The organism is Exiguobacterium sp. s150 (genome assembly GCF_018618435.1).
Classification (GTDB): Bacteria; Bacillota; Bacilli; order Exiguobacteriales; family Exiguobacteriaceae; genus Exiguobacterium; species Exiguobacterium alkaliphilum.
Map to the genome: position 1 here is coordinate 1 of NZ_JACSMC010000016.1, position 24,277 is coordinate 24,277.

The 24,277-nt window shown below is 45.2% G+C and carries 17 protein-coding genes and 2 pseudogenes; 5 read left to right on the forward strand and 14 right to left on the reverse strand.

Annotation, left to right across the window (positions count from 1 at the left end):
* The first annotated feature begins 155 nt into the window (after positions 1-155).
* Both KNP76_RS09080 and KNP76_RS09085 read left to right on the forward strand, forming a co-directional pair.
* Positions 156-2,063, forward strand: coding sequence for a beta-glucoside-specific PTS transporter subunit IIABC (locus KNP76_RS09080; RefSeq protein WP_214844289.1), 1,908 nt, complete (start codon positions 156-158; stop codon positions 2,061-2,063).
* 37 nt (positions 2,064-2,100) lie between these two features.
* Positions 2,101-3,552: pseudogene (locus KNP76_RS09085) on the forward strand (6-phospho-beta-glucosidase).
* Positions 3,553-3,593: 41 nt separating this feature from the next.
* On the opposite strand, the gene KNP76_RS16055 reads toward KNP76_RS09085, so the two are convergent.
* Positions 3,594-7,766: an Ig-like domain-containing protein gene (locus tag KNP76_RS16055; protein WP_214844291.1), complete on the reverse strand. Its 4,173-nt coding sequence runs from the start codon at positions 7,764-7,766 to the stop codon at positions 3,594-3,596.
* 274 nt (positions 7,767-8,040) lie between these two features.
* The gene (locus KNP76_RS09095; RefSeq protein WP_214844293.1) at positions 8,041-9,219 is read right to left on the reverse strand and encodes a transglutaminase domain-containing protein; all 1,179 of its coding nucleotides are present in this window, start codon (positions 9,217-9,219) and stop codon (positions 8,041-8,043) included.
* A 150-nt stretch (positions 9,220-9,369) separates the two neighbouring features.
* Here KNP76_RS09095 and KNP76_RS09100 point away from each other — a divergent pair, with 150 nt between their 5' ends.
* Positions 9,370-10,698: a PDDEXK-like family protein gene (locus KNP76_RS09100; RefSeq protein WP_214844295.1), complete on the forward strand. Its 1,329-nt coding sequence runs from the start codon at positions 9,370-9,372 to the stop codon at positions 10,696-10,698.
* A gap of 50 nt (positions 10,699-10,748) precedes the next feature.
* Here KNP76_RS09100 and KNP76_RS09105 read toward each other — a convergent pair whose 3' ends face one another.
* The 5 genes from KNP76_RS09105 to KNP76_RS09125 form a co-directional block, all read right to left on the reverse strand.
* Complete coding sequence (locus KNP76_RS09105; RefSeq protein ID WP_214844297.1) at positions 10,749-11,642, reverse strand: hypothetical protein; 894 nt, start codon at positions 11,640-11,642, stop codon at positions 10,749-10,751.
* On the reverse strand, positions 11,635-12,420 hold the full coding sequence (locus tag KNP76_RS09110) for an ImmA/IrrE family metallo-endopeptidase (RefSeq protein ID WP_214844305.1): 786 nt from the start codon (positions 12,418-12,420) through the stop codon (positions 11,635-11,637). The genes KNP76_RS09105 and KNP76_RS09110 overlap by 8 nt, the downstream gene beginning before the upstream one ends.
* Positions 12,417-12,812, reverse strand: a complete 396-nt coding sequence (locus KNP76_RS09115) for a PLP-dependent aminotransferase family protein (protein WP_214844308.1) — start codon at positions 12,810-12,812, stop codon at positions 12,417-12,419. Before KNP76_RS09115 ends, KNP76_RS09110 begins: the two co-directional genes overlap by 4 nt.
* A 212-nt stretch (positions 12,813-13,024) precedes the next feature.
* Positions 13,025-13,987, reverse strand: coding sequence for an aldose epimerase family protein (locus tag KNP76_RS09120; RefSeq protein WP_214844309.1), 963 nt, complete (start codon positions 13,985-13,987; stop codon positions 13,025-13,027).
* A gap of 58 nt (positions 13,988-14,045) precedes the next feature.
* Positions 14,046-14,909, reverse strand: a complete 864-nt coding sequence (locus KNP76_RS09125; RefSeq protein WP_214844311.1) for an NAD-dependent epimerase/dehydratase family protein — start codon at positions 14,907-14,909, stop codon at positions 14,046-14,048.
* Positions 14,910-15,265: 356 nt separating this feature from the next.
* Between KNP76_RS09125 and KNP76_RS09130 the strand changes: the two genes are divergently transcribed.
* Positions 15,266-15,718, forward strand: coding sequence for a sigma factor (locus tag KNP76_RS09130; RefSeq protein ID WP_214844313.1), 453 nt, complete (start codon positions 15,266-15,268; stop codon positions 15,716-15,718).
* A 5-nt stretch (positions 15,719-15,723) separates the two neighbouring features.
* Complete coding sequence (locus tag KNP76_RS09135) at positions 15,724-16,599, forward strand: tyrosine-type recombinase/integrase (protein ID WP_214844315.1); 876 nt, start codon at positions 15,724-15,726, stop codon at positions 16,597-16,599.
* Positions 16,600-16,827: 228 nt separating this feature from the next.
* Here KNP76_RS09135 and KNP76_RS09140 read toward each other — a convergent pair whose 3' ends face one another.
* From KNP76_RS09140 to KNP76_RS09170, 7 genes and pseudogenes are all read right to left on the reverse strand, one after another.
* Positions 16,828-17,853: an SDR family NAD(P)-dependent oxidoreductase gene (locus KNP76_RS09140; protein ID WP_214844322.1), complete on the reverse strand. Its 1,026-nt coding sequence runs from the start codon at positions 17,851-17,853 to the stop codon at positions 16,828-16,830.
* Positions 17,834-19,204 carry a UDP-glucose dehydrogenase family protein gene (locus tag KNP76_RS09145; protein ID WP_214844324.1) on the reverse strand — a complete coding sequence of 457 codons (1,371 nt, stop codon included), beginning with the start codon at positions 19,202-19,204 and terminating at the stop codon, positions 17,834-17,836. Before KNP76_RS09145 ends, KNP76_RS09140 begins: the two co-directional genes overlap by 20 nt.
* 75 nt (positions 19,205-19,279) lie before the next feature.
* Positions 19,280-19,510, reverse strand: a pseudogene (locus KNP76_RS16060) (CatB-related O-acetyltransferase); the annotation flags it as partial.
* A gap of 380 nt (positions 19,511-19,890) precedes the next feature.
* Positions 19,891-20,505 (reverse strand): hypothetical protein, encoded by a 615-nt coding sequence (locus tag KNP76_RS09155; protein WP_214844326.1) that lies wholly within the window; start codon positions 20,503-20,505, stop codon positions 19,891-19,893.
* On the reverse strand, positions 20,505-21,629 hold the full coding sequence (locus KNP76_RS09160; protein ID WP_214844327.1) for a glycosyltransferase family 4 protein: 1,125 nt from the start codon (positions 21,627-21,629) through the stop codon (positions 20,505-20,507). Before KNP76_RS09160 ends, KNP76_RS09155 begins: the two co-directional genes overlap by 1 nt.
* A gap of 36 nt (positions 21,630-21,665) precedes the next feature.
* A complete protein-coding gene (locus tag KNP76_RS09165; protein ID WP_214844329.1) occupies positions 21,666-22,949 on the reverse strand; it encodes a phospholipid carrier-dependent glycosyltransferase in 1,284 nt (427 codons plus the stop codon).
* A gap of 41 nt (positions 22,950-22,990) precedes the next feature.
* Complete coding sequence (locus tag KNP76_RS09170) at positions 22,991-24,235, reverse strand: lipopolysaccharide biosynthesis protein (protein WP_214844331.1); 1,245 nt, start codon at positions 24,233-24,235, stop codon at positions 22,991-22,993.
* Positions 24,236-24,277 lie beyond the last annotated feature (42 nt).

Below are 24,277 nucleotides of genomic sequence, written 5' to 3' on the forward strand. Positions count from 1 at the left end.
GGGCGTTTTAGAGACTTGTACTTGTCTATGGAATATATATACCCGAATGTCGGATGTTCTTCACATCCGAACTCACTTTCATCCCATGCCTAAAGGCGGGCTATGCCCGGTATCGGCTTTCCCGTTCGTAAAATCTGTAAAGGAATGAGACGGACATGAAATACGAACAGCTCGCACGCGACATTATCCAACAAGTCGGCGGCAAAGAGAACGTCAACAGCGTCGTCCACTGTATCACCCGTTTGCGGTTCAAATTGAAAGATGAAAATAAAGCCAACACAGAAGCCATCAAAAATATGGACGGTGTCGTCACCGTCATGAAGAGCGGCGGCCAGTATCAGGTCGTCATCGGCAACCACGTCCCGGACGTGTATAAAGCGGTCGTTGAAGTCGGCGGCTTCCAAAACCAGTCACCTGTTGAAGAAGAGGACGGCCCGAAAGGATCCCTATTCAGCCGATTCATCGATATCATCTCTAGCATTTTCACCCCTGTCCTCGGCGTCTTGGCCGCGACCGGGATGATTAAAGGGTTCAACGCCCTCTTCATCGCCCTCGGTTGGCTCGACGCCACATCCGGAACGTATCAGCTGTTGAACGCCATCGGCGACTCGCTCTTCTACTTCTTCCCGATCTTCCTCGGCTATACGGCCATTAAGAAGTTCGGCGGCAGTCCGTTTATCGGGATGGCCATCGGGGCGGCGCTCGTCTATCCGACGCTGTCGACGCTCACGGCCGGTGACCCGCTCTACACCGTTTTCGCCGGCACCATGTTCGAGTCACCGATTCACATCACGTTCTTCGGTGTGCCGGTCATCTTGATGACGTATTCGACATCGGTCATCCCAATCATCATCGCGGCGTTCTTCGCAGCGAAGCTTGAGAACTTCTTGAAGACGGTCATCCCGGACGTCGTCAAAATGTTCATCGTTCCATTGTTGACATTGCTCATCATCGTGCCGCTCACGTTCATCTTGATCGGACCAATCGCGACGTGGGCCGGCATGTTGCTCGATAGCGCCACGGTCGCCGTCTACAACTTGAGCCCGCTCATCGCCGGGATCTTCCTCGGTGGTCTCTGGCAAGTATTCGTCATCTTCGGATTGCACTGGGGACTCGTCCCGGTCGCCATCAACAACTTGACATCACTCGGATCAGACCCGATTCTCGCACTCGTCTTCGCAGCCTCATTCGCGCAAATCGGTGCCGTGCTCGCGGTCTTCCTCCGCATCAAAAATCAAAAGATCAAGACGCTCAGTATCCCGGCCTTCATCTCAGGCATCTTCGGTGTCACCGAGCCGGCCATTTACGGGGTCACACTCCCACTTAAGAAACCGTTCATCATGAGCTGTATCGGTGGTGCCGTCGGTGGGGCCATCATGGGCATCATGGGTACGCAAGTGTATATCATCGGTGGTCTTGGCGTCTTCGGCTACCCGTCGAACATCTCACCGGAAGGCATCACGACCGGCTTCTACGGCTCACTCATCGGGACAGCAGCTGCCTTCGTCGTCGGTTTCGTCTTGACGTACTTGTTCGGTGGCGTCAATAAAGCGGTCGCCGCAACGCCACAACCCGAAGTCACACCGGTCGCACAAGAAGTATCCGCGACGAAAGTCGGCCAAGAACAGATCCTTAGCCCGCTCGCCGGGAACGTCGTCAACTTGAAAGACATCTCGGACGTCGCCTTCTCATCGGGCTCACTCGGCCAAGGTGTCGCCATCGAACCGACAGAAGGCAAGCTCGTCGCCCCGGTCTCGGGTACGGTGTCCGCCCTCTTCCCGACACATCACGCCATCGGCATCACGACCGAGACAGGGGCCGAGGTATTGATTCACATCGGCATGGATACGGTTCAATTGGAAGGGAAACATTTTAAAGCACACGTCACGCAAGGCGAGTTCGTCGAGAAAGGACAGCTGTTGATTGAGTTCGACGTCGACGCAATCAAACGCTCAGGCAGGGCCCTCACGACGCCGGTCATCGTCACGAACCGGAAAATGATCTCTCCGAACAAAGCGTCACACGTCCAAACGGGCGAACCGATTTTCGTCATCAACGAATAATTGTGGGAGGGCCCGTCCCTCCCCTACTATAGAAAGGATGGATTTGATGAGTTTTCCAAACGGATTTTTATGGGGCGGCGCCATCGCCGCGAACCAAGCTGAAGGTGCGTACTTAGAAGGCGGTAAAGGATTGACGACGGTCGACTTGTTGCCTACGGGTAAGAAACGGTTCGACGTCATGTTCGGCGACTTGCCGTCACTCGAGCCCGTGCCGGGTGAGTTCTACCCGTCGCACGAAGCGATCGACTTTTATCATCGTTATAAAGAAGACATCGCGCTGTTCGCTGAGATGGGCTTCAAGGCGCTCCGCCTATCGGTCTCATAGGCCCGCATCTTCCCGAACGGGGACGACGCCGAGCCGAACGAGGAAGGGCTCCAGTTTTACGACGACGTCTTCGATGAGTTGTTGAAGCACGGCATCGAACCGGTCGTCACGCTCGCTCACTTCGACGTGCCGGTCAGTCTCATTAAAAACTACGGCAGTTGGCGCGACCGTCGCCTCGTCGATTTCTTTGAGACGTACGCGATGACGCTGTTCACCCGCTACAACGGCAAAGTGACCTATTGGATGACGTTCAATGAGATCAATATGTTGCTGCACTTGCCGTTCATCGGTGCCGGGCTCGTGTTCGCAGAAGGTGAAAATAAGCAGCAAGTGAAATACCAGGCGGCGCACCATCAGCTCGTCGCGAGCGCGAAAGCGGTCAAGGCGGCGCACGCCATCAACCCGGACATGCACGTCGGCTGTATGCTCGCGGCCGGTCAGACGTATCCGTACTCGTGCAATCCGGACGACGTGTTGGACGCGATGGACAAGGACCGCGAATCGTTCTTCTTCATCGATGTGCAGTCGCGCGGCGAGTACCCAGGCTACGCAAAACGTTATCTCGATGAACACGGCATCACGCTTCAGGTGGAAGACGGCGACCTTGACCTGTTGAAACAACATACGGTCGACTATATCGGTTTCAGTTACTACGCGAGCCGGACGACGAGCACGGACCCGGAAATCAACAAGACGACGGAAGGCAACGTCTTCAGCTCGCTCGAAAATCCGTATCTCGAAAAGTCGGAATGGGGCTGGACGATCGACCCGACCGGCTTCCGCATCACGGCGAATCAGCTGTATGACCGTTACCAGAAACCGCTGTTTGTCGTCGAGAACGGACTCGGTGCCGTCGACACGCCAAAAGACGGTTATGTCGAGGATGACTACCGCATCGACTATATGACGAAGCATATCGAACAGATGCATGAGGCCATCAAAGACGGCGTCGAGATCCTCGGTTACACGAGCTGGGGGCCGATCGACTTGGTGAGCGCCTCGACCGGTGAGATGAAGAAGCGTTACGGCTTCATCTACGTCGATAAAGACAACGCTGGAAACGGCACGCTCGTCCGCTCGAAGAAGAAGAGTTTCGATTGGTATAAGCAAGTCATTGCAACGAACGGAGCGGAACTGACGCTTGCGGCATCCGTGGAGAAATGAGAAAAGCAGCTTCGGCCGGATTCGGCTGAGGCTGCTTTTTCTTATCTGACGACTTTACTCGTCTTCTTCATTCCTTCGTATCCGGTTTGGGTCATGCTCACCGTGATGACGGTGCCCGTCTTTTGTTTCGGAATCGTCAATCGGTAGTTCCCTTTCGCATCGACTTTCACCGGCTTGCTGATCGCTTTCGTCCCGACAAAAGCCTGAACGGTCGCGTTCCGATTCCCTTTCCCGGTCACAGCCGTTTGCGTCGATTTGACCGCATTGATTGTGAACGAAGGGAACGTGTTGAGCACTTTCGTCGAAGTCAAACTCGAAGCGTTCCCGGCAGCATCGCGAGCGCGGACAGCGACGGTCGCACCCGCTTTCGTCGTTTTCACGTTATAGGCATACACCCCGGTCGAGCTCGCCTTCGTCGTGTACGTCCGCCCGTCATACGTAACCAGTACAGTCGCACCCGCTTCTGTCTTACCAGTCACTCGTGTCGACTTGTTCGTCAGCGTGAGAATGGTCGGCTTCGTCGGTCCGACCTTGTCAATCGTGAAGGAAATCGAGCTATAGTTTCCGGCTGCATCCGTCACGCGAAGCGCATATGTACCAGAGGCGCTCACTTGCGTGTTCGTACGGAACGCCTTGCCATTAAGCGTCGCCGTCCCTTCATTGAAACGAATCGTGACGGATTGGTTCGTCAGTTGGTTCGCCGTGACACCGGTGACGACAGGCCGCGTTCGGTCAATCGTGAACGTCTCAATCGTCTCGTTTCCGATTGAATCGACGAGACGGAGCGTGTACATACCTTCCCGGGAAATACGTGTCCCTGATACAAACGGTTGCCCGTTCAGCGTCGCCGTCCCTTCTGTAAAGAGGGGTGCGACTTCACGGTAATGTGTCTTCCCTTTCGTCAAACCGCTTAAAGTAGGAGATGTCGCATCAATCGTGAAACGGACGACCGTCTCGTTCCCAGCTTCATCGACGACGCGCAACGTGTAGCTCCCGTCTTTTGTAATCGCTTGGCCAGACGCGAACGGGACGCCGTTCAATGTGGCCTTTCCTTCGCTGAAGCGCGGTGTCGCTCCAACATATGCCTTCCCATCTTCGACACCAATCACTTCGACCTTCGTCCGGTCGATGGTGAAACGAATCTCCGTCACGTTTCCTGCTTGATCTGTAACGGCGAGCACGTACACCCCTTCCTCCGTGACAATCGTGCCGCTTGTGAAGACTTGTCCGTTTAGCGTCGCCGCTTCGTCAAATATAGGTGTGATGTCTTGATTGAACGTCCCGTTCGTCACACCTGTGACGAGCGGTGCGGTCCGGTCGATCGTGAACGTATGCGTCGTGGTGTTTCCAGCTTTATCTGTCACGATGAGCGTGTAGGCACCGTCCGCCATGATCGGCGTCCCGGATAGGTATGGCTTCCCGTTTAAAAGCGCTACACCTTCATTGAAGGTCGGTGTCACGACTTGATTTGTCACACCGTTCGGTACTCCCGTCAAAACAGGCGCTTTTTGATCTAACACGAAGCGCATCGTTGTCTGATTGTTCGCTTCATCTTTGACAACTAGCTCGTAAGTGCCGTCCGTTTCCACACGGACAGGCGACGTGACGACATTGCCATTCAACGTCGCTGTCCCTTCGTTAAATGTGAACAAAATAGGTTGAGCGTAGAACTGGTCATGCGAGACACCGGTCACGATTGGAGCGATGACGTCTTGAATTGACTTCGTCCAAAGATCACTCGTCAACATCCCGTGAGTGGCTTGGACGGAGAACGTAGAGTTATTCGTTAGACGTAGTGCGTCGAAGACGAAACGACCCGTTTCATCGGTCATGACTGTAGAGGTGTTTGCGCCGAGTGACAATGTCACATATGTACCCGGTTCCGCCGTTCCTTGAATCGACGTATCTCGATTCGTCACAGGGTTAATTGTCATGACTTCATATCGACGTGATATGGTCTCAGACGTACGGTCAATCTCATCTTTGGCATAAACAGAGAGGCTCACCGTCTTGTCGAGAGTGAAAGGTCCTTCGTATACAGATGATTGGTCGTCACGTGTGACATGAATCGTTCCATCGGTCGTCGTCAATCCAACCGTCTGACCTTTCAAATAGATGCCACTGTCGAGTGTGGCAGTTACAATCGGAGCATCCGTTTTATACACTCGATACGACCATCGATGAATCTTACCGTACATATCAGTCATCGAGAAACGTAAAGTTTGGTCTTGCGGCGCCTTCATATCAACACGAAATGTTCCGTTTGCTTTTGTTTGGAGCGGTTCTCCGTTCAAGTAGAGAGTCGACAGCGGAATGAAGGATCCCGATATTGACACCATGTCGTCTTTTTCGAATACAGGTGTGGCTTCAAGTCGGAATGGCAATGTGTCATACAATTGATTCGTCGCGGTTTTTGAATATACAAGATTCGATCCTGATATTACGACCATCCCATCTTGGGAAGGTGTATAGTAGCCGGTAATAAAATAAGTTCCACGAACTTGCCCATATGCTGTCACACCTCCAGTGAGCAGCAACCGCCCGCCGACATATACCTTTCCGGTGAGGACCGTACTTTGGCCGAGCGTCAATGTGACGCCTGGCATGATGTACACATCTTGGTTCACGGTTGTGTTAGTCCATTTTTCATTTGATGTGACAATGCGCGCATCGATAGGCGTTATGGGAGCGAGCGTTTTAATCGTAACAGATAAGCCTTCCGTCACCGTCGTTTCATTCCCGTTCATATCTTTTATACGCAAAGATTGAAGTTTCCAAATCGCAGCTTCTTTAGGGAACTCGTTACGAGGCAACTCCATGTTAAACCCATCTGTCGTGACATTCGTACTCGATAACGTCATCGTTTCATCGGACTCGTTCACAAACGTGGCATCAACTGACTTCAATTTTGAATTGTCAGAAGTGAAGACGGTAAACGATTGGAAGCCATCGTCGTCCAATTCAAATGAAGTTGATTCGATTTTTTCAAAAATAGGAACCGTGTTGTCCTCAATTAAATCAAAATTATAATCGCTAAAATCTTTTTTATTCCAGGAATAAAGAACTTTGTCATGATTCGAATTGTATGTCGTCAAGTAGTTCCCCATGTTGTCATAAATAGAAACGTAATAGATAATCCAGGTCCCCGACTCGTCGTTTGACGTCATCGCGAGCTGTCCCCGATACTTCCCGTCCTCGCCTAACGTCAGACGTACACTTTTCGTTTTGGCTGTGACCGGGCTACTGTAGTAGACATCGACCGTACGAATTCCGCTTCCCTCATCAAAAGCGTCAATTGTGATGCCGACGCTCTCCCATGGCAAGACGGATTTCTTGTCGAGGCTGATGCTCTTCAACATCGGCTTGACCGTGTCCACCTGCGTTCCATTCAATTCGAAGTTATACTCGCTGAAGTCTCTCTTGTTCCAAGATGAAAGCACATTGCTATGATTCGAATTGTAAATTTCTAGATAGTTCCCCATGTTGTCGTATATCGACACATGATAGATGATCCAGGTCCCCGACTCGTCGTTTGACGTCATCGCGAGCTGTCCCCGATACTTCCCGTCCTCGCCTAACGTCAGACGTACACTTTTCGTTTTGGCTGTGACCGGGCTACTGTAGTAGACATCGACCGTACGAATTCCGCTTCCCTCATCAAAAGCGTCAATTGTGATGCCGACGCTCTCCCATGGCAAGACGGATTTCTTGTCGAGGCTGATGCTCTTCAACATCGGCTTGACCGTGTCCACCTGCGTTCCATTCAATTCGAAGTTATACTCGCTGAAGTCTCTCTTGTTCCAAGATGAAAGCACATTGCTATGATTCGAATTGTAAACCTCTAGATAGTTCCCCATGTTGTCGTATATCGACACATGATAGATGATCCAAGCCCCTGACTCGTCGTTTGACGTCATCGCGAGCTGTCCCCGATACTTCCCGTCCTCGCCCAACGTCAGACGTACGCTCTTCGTTTTGGCTGTGATCGGGCTACTGTAGTAGACATCGACCGTACGAATCCCGCTTCCCTCATCAAAGGCGTCAATTGTGATGCCGACGCTCTCCCCTGGGATGACGGATTTCTTGTCTAGACTAATACTTTTTAATTCCGGCTTGATTGTATCCACTTGCGCATTCACGATTAGAGAAAAAGAATCGATGTGGGCGCCAAAAAGTAGCATAGTGCAAATGAGTAAACTTATAAATTTCTTCACATGAACATCCTCCTTATATTACTTCGTTCAATCTTTGTATATCGTACAGAAACAGCTAGACAACCGTCGTATATAGTTAATTCTAAAATCAACCTAACCGCCTTTTCATATATTTGCCTCTTCTCTTTAATCAATGTGTATGTTTTTGAATATGAATCCTATAAATCCCAACTAAAAATATAGCACGTTTCTCAAAAACGGAATGACCTATTTTTAAAAACAAGTGTATGATTCAACAAAAAAGAGCGAAGCATGATTTGCTTCACTCCATTCTTCAATGATAGTTGTTACTCGCCACCGGATACTTCCCTTCCTCCCACGTATGATCCGCTCGAAGTGTCGCATCAGACACTAAGAAGTAATCGTACCCGACTTCCCCTGGCCGGTTCGGGACGGGATCGTTCCACGTCGTGTCGAGATGATACCAGTCCCCGTCAAGCTTCACGAGGTTCCACGCATGCAGTTCCGTCCCCGCCTCCCCCGAGATATATCGTGTCTCGACGCCTGCCGCTTCCAATAGAAGCAACGTCGTCAGCGCATACCCTTCGCACACACCTTCCCCGTTGAACAGAATCGAATACGGCGTATACGGGTTCGCCGTGCTATCCAAATTGTACGCGGTATTTAACACGACGAAGTCGTTCACGTATTTCACTTTCTCATAATCGTTCAGACCGATCGGCATCTCTTGAATGATGCGCTCGACGCGGGCTGCAATTTGATGGGACTCCTCGGTCGTCATATCGTATGCCAACTTCATGTCGAGGTCGACATAGCCACCGTGGTCCCGGTATTGACTCTCCCCGCCGCGCGACAAACGGAAGACATAAATGTGGTTCGCCTCGAGCCAGTCCCACGCCGATTCCATCGTCTCATCAAAATCGTTCGTCTTGCCGACGTACCGGATCTGGAACGACTCGTCGAATCGGCTCATATGATAAGCGAGCGCCATCCCGAGTTCTTCTGATGACGTGATTTGTCTCGGCAGTTCGAACGTGTCCCCGAGCAGCGCCGTCGTCTCGCTCACGACATGTTTCGGTCCGAACCAACTCGTCATATCCGTCTCCGAGTAAGCGACATAGCCGCTCACCACACTCATGCTGAGCATGATCAACGCGAGCACACCACGACCAGTTACGACGATGGATGACCAGAGCGAGGAGCGCTTGTTTTTGATCAACCGATTCAATTCATCGTTCACGAGTTCATCGAGTTTCGACCGCTCCATCTTCACCTTCGGATATAGTTGGAACAAGACACCTCGATAAATTGGATCGAGTAACTCGAATTGTTGCGCTGGATTATGTTTGCAACGATCCAACTCGTGCCTCATGGGACGAAGTTTCCGTCTTAACGCCAAATGGACGAGCAGCCGATTGCGGCTGTTTTGAAACAATAGGAAGAATGCCCCTCCCGCCACGAGCATAATCATCAGATACATGATGCCGTTCATCCCTGACCTCCTCTTTATTTTGTATGCACCTTACATAATAATCACCATACATTAACCCATTTGTAAGTATATAACACCTTTATAAGAAATATATGGGATTAATTTTCGTGACTTTCACTAGCAAAAATAATTCGGATAAAGGAGTCCATCATGACCTATTCACTCGACACCATTCTACAACTTGAAAACACACCAGAGTTCAACAAACTCGATCAACAATTCAATGAGTTTAACCCGTTCAAAATACTACGCGTCGCCAAATACGAGATTCGCCACTCGAACGTGCTCGCATGGCTTTTCGACCCGAGCGAGAATCATCGGCTCGGAAGCTTCTTCTTACGCAATGTGCTCATGAATCTTGTGACGAGAGCCGACAACGAAAATAAAATCGATGAATTTCCCTACTTGTCATTCGCCCATGCGTCATTACCCGATGTTGTCGTCCATCGTGAGTGGTCGACGAACGGGAATGGGGCGGTCGATTTACTTATTGAAATTCCAACGTTAAGTATCGTCCTGCTTATCGAAAACAAAGTTCATTCAGCTGAATCCTCAGGTCAGTTGGCCCGTTATTTGACTAGCGTGACGAATCACTATCCAGAATGGAACGTTCTCCCTGTGTTCTTGACACTGTCGGGTGATACGCCGTCGCACGATGCGTACTGGATGTTGACGTACGAGGACGTGCTACGCATCATCAAGCAAGAACTTGAATTGAACCGCGCTACAATCGCCGACAATATCCACGACTTCTTGTCATACTATGTCGCCCTCCTCGAAGAACGACTCGTCGAGGACGAAGACACGGCAAACATGGCGCTCCAACTGTATCAAGACTATACATCGGCCATTCATTTATTGTATGCGAACGCCAATCCGGCGAAGCAAAAACAAATCGAACTTCGTCAGGCAGTCAAGACGCTCGCCACGTTCGATGCCGAGACGAAACGTCACTTGCTTCTCATCTATAACAGAAAGCGCCAGACGATCAACTACATCTTCGAGACAGGCGGCAACATTCTCCGTCAAGCGTTCCTCGATTTTGTTGACACGCATGGCATCACGGTTCACTCACCGCACGCGCGTGTCCCTCATTTCGTCATGGACGACTGGATGCCCTACTTGGAACGGATGGACCGATTAAATCGTTATTGGCTCAACTATGGACTGATTATCTGGTTCGAACGAAAAGGCAGCAAGCGTCTCAAGCTCTACGTCGAAGTCGGCCCAATCGATTATAAGGAGCGCCTCCCACTTCTAGAAGCGCTCGAAGCGAAGAACATCTCGTTCTGGAAGTCCGGAAAACAAGAAGGGAAGAAGTTCACCCGAATCTATACCGAGACGACCGACGTCTCCGATTGGACGAACGCAACCGTCGTGAAAGAGGCGATGACGTCATTGATTGACGCACCCGCGTTTCGGTCGTTCAGCGCAACCGTGACCGACGTATTGGAAGACCTGTATACAATCAACGTCTAAAAAAGACCATCTCCCCTTTCACAGGGTGATGGTCTATCCTTCGTCTCGTCTCAAAAGGTGATTCTGGCTTTGCCATCTACAATCATATTTGTGAACTGAACGTTGTCGAGCTGACTTCGATCGCTTTCATCACCAAAAATCATTCTGACGTAACGGGATTGGTCCCGCGAATCCCGCACTGCATTCACAAATTCAAGGATGTCCCCTACGTTTTGATTGGACAAGACGTGAGAAAGCAGTCGGTCAAATGAGTAGAGGCGGTAGCCATCTAAAAACACATAATTATCTTGCATGAACAGGAGCTGTAATAAACGCTCATTTCTCGCAAGCATCTGGCGCACTTTGAACACACCCGTCTCTTCATTGCTTAACACAGTCACAGACTGCGCACCATTTGACAACAAGGCACAGACGAGTAAATGGATGACACGCTCGCCGCAGTCTTTTTGAAACGAATGAATCCCTTCTTTCATACCATGAACAGTCGTTGCAGCAGCAACTCGATCTAACAAGTCTGGGTTCATGCGCACCGTCTCCATTGTGACGAGGCGGAACTTAATAAACCCTTTGTCCAGACTGGCAGCCCCTTCCGTCATGATGTCATAGACGGCTTGAAAATCGATTCGCACGATTTTACATGCTCCGGACAGTTGACTAAATAAATCGCCATACCACCCCGCATATTGTTCAGAAGTTGTCTGCTCTGACCTTGCACTTTCTTCAAAGATGATGTCAGGTATGAAAAAAATGGCCTGCTCTTTTGTGAATGCAGCGATCATGACTCCAAACTCGTCTGGACAATCTCTAGCTACAGTGGCCAATTTAGTCAACAACATATTATCCAACACATACAGGGTGTGGTCTGCGCCATAACCCCAATCTGTTGTCACATAGGAACGAATCGCGTCATAGACTGGATTGTCAAAAGACCAAGGTTCAGTCATACCGATCGCGCTCCTCACGTATTTGCTGTTGGAGCGTGGAAGCGCGATTTCGGATGCTCGCTAAGTCACTCTCCCGGAGTCCAGACGTAATCGCAGGATCTTTCAACATTTCATCCAAATCGTCTAACTTGATCACTAATGTGGGTTGCAAGATGGAATGGTCAAAGTCATCAGGCAACTGTTTCTGATAATCGTAGTCAATCAAACCAAGTGCCTCTTCTTCTTGAATCAAACCGTCCTGCAATAACTTGATGACAATCACCTTGAACGGCACTTCAAAAATAGGGATGAGATGAAGCACCCAATCGACTAACGGACGATGTCGTAACGTGTGCGTCATTTGTTGAAACAAGTCACGAAGAAGTCGACCATCCACTAACAGTTCTGCCGCGAATAGGTTCGCCTGCCTCTCATGCTCATTTAATACCGAGTCTTCAAAAAAAGTTTGAATCGCCGCATTTTTTATTTTTGATTGTTCATATTTGAAATGATAGTATTCATGCACCCAGACGAAGTTTTCATATACGCGAGGTTGTGCTGTATTAATATGAATATAAAATCGGTGATTTCGATACGTCACCATCCCGCCGTAGTTCGGGAACGAGCTTGGGAATAAAATAACGTTCGCTTCCTGCATCAAATAATGTTTAATCATTTCCACAGGCTTATAGCGAAACAGCAAATTCGTTTCTTTCGTTTCTTCTACTTTACTTAAGACACCAGGCAACAGCCGGTGGTTTGACTCGACGACCTGTAGAAGATTGTCTTTTGTGATCACAATTCATTCACCTCGGCGACGGTATGAAGCGTATCGAGCAGATCAATGACTTCATCCAGTGTTTTGAAGGTGTGTTGCAACTGTTGCGCTTCCGAACCGGTCGAACCGACGTGGTAATTCGCAGCCGCTAACTGTTGTAAATTACTCGTCTTTTCAACTTCTTCAACAGACAACGGCGGGACAAAGTCTGCTTGATAAAAATACATCGGATCTTGAATGCGAAATAAGCGATTTAACTTTTCAATATTCCGAGTGACCTCTCCTTTTCCGGCCAACAAATTATAATACGTTTGTTTCGACATGCCCGCTTTTTCGTATACCCATTTATTCGTCTTATCGATTGCCTGAACGTAAGACTTCACATTTCTAGCGACCACTTCTTCAATCGTCATTGTTTTGTCGTGCTCCACTCTAATCACCCCTCTAAAAAAGTCTAATAAAAACATACTCAAATCGACTTGAACCTTGTTTTTAACACGTTAATATTCGTTTTATCTATTTAAAGTATACTATATATTTACCCATCTTAAAATCGGTGTAGACTCTTCCGTAGTGAATTCACGCAAAAAGCCTCACGACGTTTTCCACGTAGTGAGGCTCTTTGTTATTCTGCGCTAAACTTATAAACCGTCCTCGAGTAATACAACTCCCCCGGATTCAGTTCGATTGAAGTCGCCACGCCCGGATGGTTCGGCGCGTCCGGGAACGCTTGGGCTTCTAAACAAATGGCGCTATGCTTTTGCCGTCCTTCGAGCGTCACCGGGGTCTCTTCACTTAAGAAGTTCGCCGTGTAGACGACCATGACCGGCTGGTTCGTCTCGACGTCCATGACGCGTCCGGACACCGGGTCGTGCAATCGGGTCACCCCGTCCTTCAACAGGAACGGATGATCCAGTCCACCAGCCTTCACGATCGCCTCGTCCTCGGACGCAATCGCCGCGCCGACCTCTTTCCCAGCCCGGAAATCAAACGGCGTCCCCTCAACCTCGAGGAACTCGCCCGTCGGTAGCGACTCGTCATCTAACCGTGCCACGCGATCCGCTGGCAGCGTCAACACATGGTCGTGCACCGTCGGCCGTCCGCCGAGGTTGAAATAGTTGTGGTGGTTCAAGTTGACCCACGTCCGCGCGTCCGTATCGGCCGTCATCGTGACGACGAGCGCATCGTCGTCCGTCAGTTCATACATGACTTTGAAGCGAACATTTCCAGGGTAACCTTCCTCCCCGTCCGGACTGAGGTACGTGAAGACGATCGCTTGTCCGTCGACGTCCATGTCCCAATACCGGGCCGTGATGCCCTCCTCGCCGCCGTGAATATGATGCGGGTCCTCACTTGGGGTCAAAGTCACCCCATCAATCTCGGCGTTGCGGATCCGTCCGGCGATGCGTCCGACGACGGAACCCAGATAGACCGGGTTTTCTAAGTATTGTTTCGGGTCACCGTACTTCAAGATGACGGACTCATAGTTCCCGTCCCGGTCCGGCGCCGTCAACTCGGTCATGGCGCAGCCATAATCGATGGCCGACAGGCGCATGCCGTTTGCGTTTTCAATCGTTGCTTGTTTCACTCGCTCACCTACTTCGACTAGTTTATCTGTTCATTCCCGTAGAAGTAGTGTCTTACTCTTATTCTTGTCGTTCCGTCAAGACGATACTGTCAAAGAAGTCCCGGACGTGATAGTCATGCGGATACATCGACAACTCCTTCGCATAGGCGAAGTCGCCGAACAGCTTGTTCATCGTCATGTTCTTGTCGACGAGCGTGCCGATGACCCCGTTGAAGAGCCCCGTCGTCCGGACGTGGTTGCCGTGGACGGCGCCGATCGTCTTGACAAGCTCCGTTGTACAGACGTAGTCGGCGTTTTGCGGATGGAACGTGCCGTGATCTTCGTGTAGGATGAGGAGCGCCAAGAACTCTGATAGGTTGTCGACGTGGATCATGCTGCGGCGGTTCGGATAGTCCGGGAAGAAAGGCACTTTTCGCGCGAGCCCGGCGAGCTTGATGTAGTTCCCTTTCGAGCCGTTCCCGTAAATCATCGGCGGACGGACGTTCGCGACGCGGAACGATTCGTCCGCGAGCGCCTCGAGCTTCTTCTCGGCCTGGAGCTTGCTGTTGCCGTAGAAGTTCGTCGGCTTCGGTTCCGTGTCTGTCGTGATCATCTGGGCGTTCGAGGCGTCCCCGTAGACGATCATGCTGCTCAGGAAGATGAACTGGCTTACGCCGTCTCTCTTCGCCTTCGCCGCGACCTCGGCCGTCAAATCGGTGTTCACTTCGTAATAGAGGTCTTCCATGCTCTTATCCGTCGAGACGTGGGCGATCCCGGCCGCATGGAGGATCGCGTCATACCCCTCGAACGACTTCTCTTTCCATTCCCCGTTCTTCATCCCGACTGTGTCGACGTGGATGTCGTCCGCATACTTCGTTTCGACCCACTGCTTGAACGCGTTGCCGACGTAACTGCTCGCGCCGGTGATCAATACTCGTTTCATCTGTCGCCCTCCTCATAAAAAAGAACAACCGTCCCAGCCGAAGCGTGAAGCAGTTGTCTCTCGATGTGTTCATTTTACCATATGCCGACATTCGATATCATACCGATCGCAAGTAGAGCCACATCTCGCCACTTCCCCATGGTCACATCCCCTTGCCTCTTCGAATATTCATCGATATTCGTGGATTGGGTGTTGCTGTACGTACGCCTCTCGGCTCCATCTATCAATTGTAAGCCGATATCTCAAACAAGCCCGGGGCTTATGTGCGATAACGGCGCTGTCCCATCTCGGATATCGATGACTATACTCGAATTAACCTAGGAAAATCAACAGAGCGCTCGGAAATGAATCCATCCATGAACCAGCTTGATGACCAAATCGTAGAATGGGAGCCGATGATCCATTACGTCATCCGGCATCTCCACATCCACCCGAACGAACAAGAAGACTGCGCCCAAATCGCACGGATCGCGCTATGGGAGGCATTGAACCGCGGCTGCACGTTATCGAAGACGTACTGCTTCCAACGGATACGGGGCGCCATCCTCAACCACCAACAAAAGAACGCCCGACACTTGAAGCATGAAGTCGCGGCCGAGCGCATTCCGGAACAATGTATGACGTCCGAGCGTCGTCTGTTCGACTGGCTCGATGAACAACGGGTGTTGCTGTCACCACGCCATTTCGAGCTCCTCTGCCACTTGATTGACGGGACCGAGCAGACGCTACCGTATTCCGCGAGCCGCTTGCGGGCATATAAGGCCGACGTCCAACGGGAACTGCGAGCGGCAATAACCTTGAAGGAGTGATTGTGATGAAACGTGTGTTACTGAACGATGCGATCGACCTGTACTTAGAAGACTTGAAAGAACGAAAGGAGTCCCCGGAGACGACGCTGAAAAGCAAACGCAACACGCTACGGAGCTTCGCCGAGTATGCGACCGAACGGGGCGCCGTGTACATCCAAGACATCACCGAGATGGGCTATGCGATCCCGTACAAGAAGCAGTTGAGCGACAAGGCCGACAATACGGTCCGATCCTATATCATGCGCGTCCGTGGGCTGTTCACGTTCGCCGTCGAGCAGCGCTGGATGGAACACAATCCATTTGCCCGCATCGTCACGCGAGAAGGCGTCACCGAACCACCGACGATCATCAGCCGCGACCAATTGGATGTCGTATTGTATCACGCCAAAAACTACACGCTCTATACGATTTACCTCGTCGGGGGCGATGCCGGACTACGGATTAGCGAGATTTTGGACTTGGAACTCAATCACATCAACTTTGAAGAGCGCTTGCTCACCGTCATGAAAGGCAAAGGTGGCAAGACGCGCGTCGTGCCGATGACGCAGCGGCTCACGAAAGAGTTGAAGCTGTACATCGACGTCCGGCGCCCGAAGGTCGGAAACTCGAAACGCGTCTTTTTAATGCCGACCGGACGCGTCGTCCAGCCGGGATTCGTGAACAAAGACCTGAAAGAAATCGCGGCCGAACAGTTTGGGCTGAATCTGACGAGCCACATGTTGCGCCATAGCTTCGCGACGACGTTGTACGAGCAGAAAAAAGACATCGTCGGTGTCGCAGAGCTACTCGGACACAAGTCAATTAGCACGACCGAGCGTTACCTTCATGTGTCACGAGAGCGGACACGTCAGTTGATTGATGGGTTGAATCAGAAAAAGTAAAGGGTTAATTCACGACGGAAGTGAGTGATTTTAATTATTTCCGTCCAGAGTTATATAATCTTGGTGCGTCAATCAGTCCCTCAGTTGTCGGCTCCGTGTCTTATCTTTACTTAGGCGCGGAGCTATACTTATTCATCGAAGAAAACCAGGCGTTAAGTAAATTAAAATAGTAGACTATACAATTTTAATTTAAGACAAAGCATGAGGCGTTCAACCTCATGCTTTCACTTATTTCTTATCGTAGTAAGCTACATACCAATTCGCGAACTGTTGTAAGCCTTCTTCAATCGAAGTTTGAGGTTTGAACCCTACAGCTTGTTGAAGTTGATCCGTTGAAGCATAAGTAGCCGGTACATCCCCAGGCTTGATTGGTTCAAACTGTTTATCGAATTGAACATCCCTACCTAGTGCGTTGGTCAGCGCCGACTCTAACGTCTGAATAAACGTCATCAATTTTTCAGGATTGTTATTCCCAATATTGTAGACTTTATGTTGAACCTCACCTTCTGGCGGTTGACTCATCAATCGTTCGATTCCCTCGACGATGTCATCGATGTATGTGAAGTCACGATATAAATCATTTTCAAAATCACCGTTGTTAAAAATTTGAATGGGCTCATTCGCAAAATACTTATCGGCAAATCCAAAGTAAGCCATATCCGGTCGGCCTAAAGGACCATATACCGTGAAGAAACGTAAACCAGTCGCCGGAATCTGATATAAGTGACTGTACGTGTGTGCCATTAACTCATTCGACTTCTTAGTAGAAGCATATAAAGACACTGGTGTATCAACAAAGTCAGTTTCTTCAAACGGAACTTTCTTATTCGCTCCATACACAGAACTTGAAGAAGCATATACAAGATGGTCGACTGGATGATGGCGGCAAGCCTCCAGAATATTATAAAAACCAATCACATTGCTTTGAATATATGCATCTGGGTTTTCAATCGAGTATCTGACTCCTGCTTGAGCGGCAAGGTTTACAACGACGTTCGGCTCATATTTCTCAAAAGTAGACATGACCGTATCCTTATCTGCCAAGTCGCCTTTGATAAAGTCAAACTGTTCATACGAATTCAAATTATCTAACCGGGTGTGCTTGAGTTTTACATCATAGTAATCGTTAATATTATCAAAACCAATGACCTTACAGCCTTGTTCCAATAGCTTTTTAGATAAATAATATCCGATAAAACCAGCGGCTCCGGTGATTAAATATGCCTTACTCACATCAAGAGTTTTGTAGTTCACTATTTGTTGACTCCTTCGCAACTGCACGAGTAGCAGGTTTTCTTCCAATCGAATGATATTCGATGCCAGCTGCCTGCATGTCCTCGACGCGATAAATGTTTCTACCGTCGAAAATAAGCGGGGTACGCATCATTTTTTTATACATCTCAGGAGTCAACGCTTTGACTTCTCCCCACTCTGTGAAAATGAAGCAGACGTTTGCATCTTCTAGGGCTTCATCGATATTGTCGACGTATGTCATGCTCCCCTTACCGTGTTTCCCTTCTGGATAAACGCGAGAAAAGTTATCAGCACCGACAGGATCGAACGCAAAAATATCAGCACCTTGCTCTAATAACAATGGTACATTCTCTAAAGACGCAGCTTCACGCAAGTCGTCGGTACCTGGCTTGAATGTTAGTCCTAGGACGGCAACTTTTAAGCCGTTGAATGTGATAAGACGTTTGCTTGCCTTCTTATAAAGCATTGTCTTCTGATCTTGGTTCACATCAATCGCTGCCTTTACAGTTTTTAATTCATAGCCATTTTGCTTAGCGATGTATTCTAAAGCTTTCGTATCTTTCGGGAAGCAAGAGCCGCCGTATCCAATACCAGCATTCAAGAACTTGCTTCCGATACGTCCGTCATAGCTCATACCTTTAGCAACATCTTGAATATCCGCTCCAACAAGCTCGCAAAGATTCGCGATATCATTCATATAAGATATTTTAAGTGCAAGGAAGTCATTCGAAGCATATTTAATCATCTCGGCAGATCTTCTGTTAACAGACACAATCGGAATATTGAATGGTTCGTAGATTTTTGTTAGTAGTTCTTCTGCCCACTTGCTCTCCGTACCAATCACTATCCGTTCTGCATATAACGTGTCATGAACAGCAGAACCTTGAGCCAAAAATTCAGGGTTAGATGCAACTTCAACTCGGACATCATTTACTAAAAAATCTTGAATGAACTGTTCAACTTTATCGTTAGTACCCACTGGAACCGTTGATTTCACAACTACTAAGCAATCTTTTTCTACAGACTCAGCGATTTGACGAGCAACCGTAGCGATGTGAGAAAGATTTGCAGAGCCATCTGGTTGTTCAGGTGTTCCTACACCGATAAAGATAGCGTCGGCATTTTTATAAGCAGCTTTATAATCGATTGTGTAGTCAATTCGACCAAATTCATAATTTCTTATCATCAGTTCTTCTAATCCGGTTTCATGAATAGGAGAAACACCAGATTTCATTTTTTCAACTTTATCTTGGTTTATATCTACACATTTAACCATATGACCTATTTCAGCGAAACAAACGCCCGCAACTAAGCCAACGTAACCTGTTCCTGCCACAACAATATTCAACATTTATCCCCGCTCCTTCAAAGTGGTTTCCAATACTGCTGAATACCATTCATCTTTCGCCATAAAAATCCCCTTGTAATTAGCTATATTTTCATCTGTTAAGTTCCACCATTCCCAACCTAAAAGAAATGAAATCTGATCATCATCAAACCTCATTTTTATTAACTTAGCAGGAACACCACCCACTATAGAGTACGGAAGCACATCTTTAGTAACTATTGACCCTGCTGCCACTATTGCTCCGTCACCAATATTTACTCCGCGCAATATAATGCAATTGGCTCCTATCCAAACATCATTCCCAATTTCTGATCCTTTTTTTTGTTGAAATACTATTTGATTGTTCAAAATGTCGCTATTACCATAAAACCTTGGACTTGTTGAAATAAAATTAGTCGGATGCTCACTTGGGGAAATTTTACAATCATAAGATATAGAAGTGAAATTCCCTATTTTTACACCTTCGCTTATATAACTTCCAGAATTAATATACGAATGATTCCCTATGCTAACTCTATTTCTTACGCTGACATTTTTTGAAATTGAACTTTTTTTTCCTAAGCATAGTTCTCTTCCTATGTCAGAAGTTGATATTGTACAATTTATATATTTCAACCTGATTTTTTGCAATAAAATATACTTTATAATTTTTTTTATCAATTAGCTTCCTTCCTAACTATTGTTTAAGTTTATTCTACAAGTTTATACTTTTGTTCGATTACTTCCATAACGTCGTTTAAAGTTTTTCGTCCTAATTGAATATCGCTCTTTATGCAATAATTTAATCTAATATTTTTCGCTCTTGTAGATTCTCTTTGTCTCAGTATACTTTCATCTTCATCTAAAAAAAATATTTTACCTGGTAAATATTTATCCTTTATAAACTTTTTGAAATCAATCTCTTCTTTTGCACTTAATCTTATGGACCATAGCGCTTGAAACATTCCTTGATCAAAAATATAAGTATATTTTCCGTTAGAACATGATGAATATAAAGATAGAACAAAGAACCAATTGCTCCATACAATTAAGAGGTCTTTTAGTGTCTTTTGCCGAGAATTTAAAATCAACCAAGAATCATAGAAAAGTGTTCTTGGATGCAATATGGTATAAGAAAATATTTTTTTTATTTTAATAAAATTTCTTTTTAATGGGTTAATCGGAAGCATTTCATTGACTTTAATATAATGCGATTCCGTCCGATTAGCTTCAACCCAGCTACTTTTTCCCACAGCAGGCATTCCAAATAATTCTTCTATGCAAATACTTGTTTGTATATTTTTAATTGTGTACATTTTTTGCATCAATTAATCTCACTTTTCGTTTGTTTTAACACCTTATTGTAAAGAGATAAATAATTATTAGCTATTACTATAGGATTAAACTCTTTTTGCACTTTATCAAATGCTTTATTAACAATAAAATCTTTTAAGCTCTCATCTTCCAATATCCTTATTATTTTTGAAGACATTTCATTAATATCGTCATATTTAACCAAAAATCCAGTTTCATTTTCTGATATATATTCTGAAATTGATGGAAGGTCTGATGCTACGACTGGTGTTTTAGAAGCCATGGCTTCTAAAACAGAAATACCTAGACCTTCAGATTTAGAAGGAAATACAAAAACATCAGATAAATTTAGTAGTTGAGATATATCTTTTCGAAATCCTATCAAATGTACTTTATTTTCAATATCTAATTTCTTAACTTCAGACAATAATTCTTTTTCAGCATCACCAGATCGCCCTACAATTACTAGCGACGTATTAGGTTTTGTTTTTAAAACCTCGTAAAAAGCTCTGACCAAATATATTTGACCTTTTTGCTTTTTTAAATTTCCTACATTGATAATTATCGAATCTTGTTTAGAAATTCCTAAACTTTCTTTTAATCCATTGTTAATTATTTTTTCAGAATAATCATTTATTGATACAGGATTATAAATTGTAATGTTATCACAATTACTACTGTTTGACTTCCAACTATCTCTAACAGCATCAGAAACAGATGTCCTATGATCAGCTAGCCTATTAGTAAAATAGTAGCTAAGTTTTGTTATGTGATTATAGTTACTTTGCATACTGTGAAAAGTTGTTATAAGCCTACTTGACCTATTCTTACAAATTGCTGAAAAGAAATCTGCTCTTCCTAAATGAGAATGTATTATGTCAGGTTTTTGTTCTCTAATGAACTGTCTCAGTTTGTGAAAAGTGGAAATCAATTGACATTTATTAACATTTAAAGACTGCACTTCTACCCCGATTTTTTCAAATTCATCAAAAAGAGATGGTTCCTTATTAAATTTCTGTAGAGACAAAACCTTTACATCGAATTCATTACTAATATGAGGTGCAATATCTTTCAAAATATTAGGAATGGCACCTGGTCTAAAATGATTAATTATATAGACGATTTTTTTCTTCATTTTCACACCCCTTTAAAAAAAATTGAACATTTTATTTTAGTCCTTGCGTTTTAATTTCTTTTTATTAACGTAATATCCAATAGAAGCTAATGAAATAAATAGCCAAACTACTTTTTGTCTGTGCCTTAATGCGGTACCATAATTAGAGGTACCCCATGCAAATGGTAAAATAATTACAAGTAATATAATACTAATAGCGATATATAACTTGCAATTGTTTATTCGAATATACTTTAAATATTTAAACGAAAAAAATAAAAAGACATACATAGGTAACACATCAAGGATAAACCCGTAGAGATCATTAATACTTTTAAGTTGCCATGGAAATGGTGTAAGTAAAAAATATGTTATCCTTACTGGTGTTTGAATTATTAAATCCACAACCGAATCGGGTTGTAGATTCTGTAAATATCCAGTCCTGCCATCTATCGATTTTCTAGAAACAGTTTCTTCTATTTCAGTAACTGACAACTCTGGAATTTTTCTAAATACTAGTTCTCCAAGACTAATTACAGTCATCAAAATGATACTTGATATTATTATTTTAGTGAAAGAAATATTCCACTTTCCGTTTTTAGGGATAAAAAAAACATAATATAAAATATAGACTACTCCTAAGAAAATAACTCCAGAATGAAATACACTGGCTCCAATCAAAGAAATAATGGAAAGAAAAAATGTTTTTCCACTTCCATTATTAAACCACTTAATAAATAAATAGACAGAAAGAGCAGTCAAGAAATATATTAAACTTTCTCTTCTTGTAAAAACAGAGAACTGTACTAACCCTGGATGAAACGCCACTATTATCGCTGCTAATCTTGAAGCGTTTTGGTGATTTGAAATTTCAAACACCATTTTATAAACTACATATATTAATAAAACTCCTGCAACGAGGCTAATATGCTGAATCAACAGAGGATTTCGTCCAAAAAAGAAATATATAACAGCTATAAATTTTCTATAAAATTCGACTGGATAACTGAATATTTCAGCCAAGGTTGTTGATGTCGTTGCGATAAGCCATCCTGTCGCTTCAAAATTTACAGCATCATTTCTTCCAGAAGGTAAAATCCAATAGTATGCGTTTATTAAGGAAAGAAATAAGCGTATAATAAAACCTGCACCTACTACTATTATCAAATATGGATTATTTATTTGGCTTACAAATAGAAGTAAGAAGAAACTCATCATTATAATTAGAAAATAACTAATTAATTCTATATTAGTCGCAACTAAGAAGCCTAATATACAAGCACTCAGTACACTAATCATTGCAATATTGTCAATTCTATATTTCAATAAATTTGTTTTCACTTTTCACTTTCCTTTCTCTCTATACATTTTTTATCTTTGATTTATATATTATTCTTTCGACTTACTATAATTTTTTTCATTAGAATAATATAGAGAAAAATATGTATAAATCGAGAAAATATAATCGCATAAGCAGCTCCGGTAATCCCATAAGGTTTAACAAAAATATAACTAGAAACTAATGAGACACATAGAACAACTAGGCTTATATAAGTTTGATATTTCACTTCTCGAGCTGCGACAATAGAAATGTTAAGAATTGAACCTATAAAGCCAAAGAACAAAGCGAATGTTACTAATAAGAACTCTTTACTATATTGTGAAAAAGCCGATCCATAAATCATTTCAAGTATAAATTCTCCTTGAACATAAACGACCATTATAATCGTAAAAGAAAATAATGTCATTGCCCCAATAAACAGTAAGTTCATTTTCAAAAATTGATTAGTTTCTGCTTTATGATATGCATATGCAATTTTCGGTGCAGCTAGTTGTACTATAGGAGTAACAAACATAGTTCCTACTACAATAATGTAGTATAAAGCTGAAAATATACCCACATCTTCTACACTTTTATAATGTTCTAAAAAATATCTAGGAATATTAGTATTTAACGATATGATTAGTGATGTAATTCCTAAAGGGAATGCTATTTTCGCTATTTGAAGCACCGAAAAATCAAATCTAGGTGTAGTATCTATTATTTCCCCTAATTTTTTTAGATCATAATAAAAAAATCTAATTGCAGATACTAAACATAAACTAAATACAGACATAACCAAATTATTAGTGCTCATGTAAACAGTTCCAAAAATAATAGATATTAAAACAGCTTTAATCGCAAAAGATTTACCAATGATATCTATTTTACTTTCTTTTTGAAGTGCCCCCATCGATATATCACTTAAACCTTCAAAAAACTTAATTACTCCAACCATTAACAAAATAGCTGTCATATAAAGGCTATCACTTATTAAAAAGCTCAATAAAATAATGAAAATATATCCTAAAGATAAATGAACTATTCGAGCACCTAAATATTGTGTAAATTGATATTCATTCATTTCATCGGTTGCTAATAATAATTTTAACTGAAAACTGAAAAACAACATTATGGGAGCAGTAATAGCATAACTAAAAGTGTATAAACCTAAATCTTCCAAGGATCCAAACTTAGCAATCAAAGAGATTACAACCCATTGAGATAATGCATAAAGTAAATTACCAATTAAAGACCATGTTAATTTCGTCCTTAATCTAATGATTTTGTTAATCACTTTTTCCACCATTTCTTTCTATATAGCTGATAATATAAAAATGAAATACCA

Excerpts from the sequence above, each read along its gene's own strand:
- KNP76_RS09080 (WP_214844289.1), top strand. The coding sequence starts at position 156 with ATGAAATACGAACAGCTCGCACGCGACATTATCCAACAAGTCGGCGGC.
- KNP76_RS09095 (WP_214844293.1), bottom strand. The coding sequence starts at position 9,219 with ATGAACGGCATCATGTATCTGATGATTATGCTCGTGGCGGGAGGGGCA.
- KNP76_RS09100 (WP_214844295.1), top strand. The coding sequence starts at position 9,370 with ATGACCTATTCACTCGACACCATTCTACAACTTGAAAACACACCAGAG.
- KNP76_RS09105 (WP_214844297.1), bottom strand. The coding sequence starts at position 11,642 with ATGACTGAACCTTGGTCTTTTGACAATCCAGTCTATGACGCGATTCGT.
- KNP76_RS09115 (WP_214844308.1), bottom strand. The coding sequence starts at position 12,812 with ATGACGATTGAAGAAGTGGTCGCTAGAAATGTGAAGTCTTACGTTCAG.
- KNP76_RS09125 (WP_214844311.1), bottom strand. The coding sequence starts at position 14,909 with ATGAAACGAGTATTGATCACCGGCGCGAGCAGTTACGTCGGCAACGCG.
- KNP76_RS09130 (WP_214844313.1), top strand. The coding sequence starts at position 15,266 with ATGAACCAGCTTGATGACCAAATCGTAGAATGGGAGCCGATGATCCAT.
- KNP76_RS09135 (WP_214844315.1), top strand. The coding sequence starts at position 15,724 with ATGAAACGTGTGTTACTGAACGATGCGATCGACCTGTACTTAGAAGAC.
- KNP76_RS09145 (WP_214844324.1), bottom strand. The coding sequence starts at position 19,204 with ATGTTGAATATTGTTGTGGCAGGAACAGGTTACGTTGGCTTAGTTGCG.
- KNP76_RS09155 (WP_214844326.1), bottom strand. The coding sequence starts at position 20,505 with ATGCAAAAAATGTACACAATTAAAAATATACAAACAAGTATTTGCATA.
- KNP76_RS09160 (WP_214844327.1), bottom strand. The coding sequence starts at position 21,629 with ATGAAGAAAAAAATCGTCTATATAATTAATCATTTTAGACCAGGTGCC.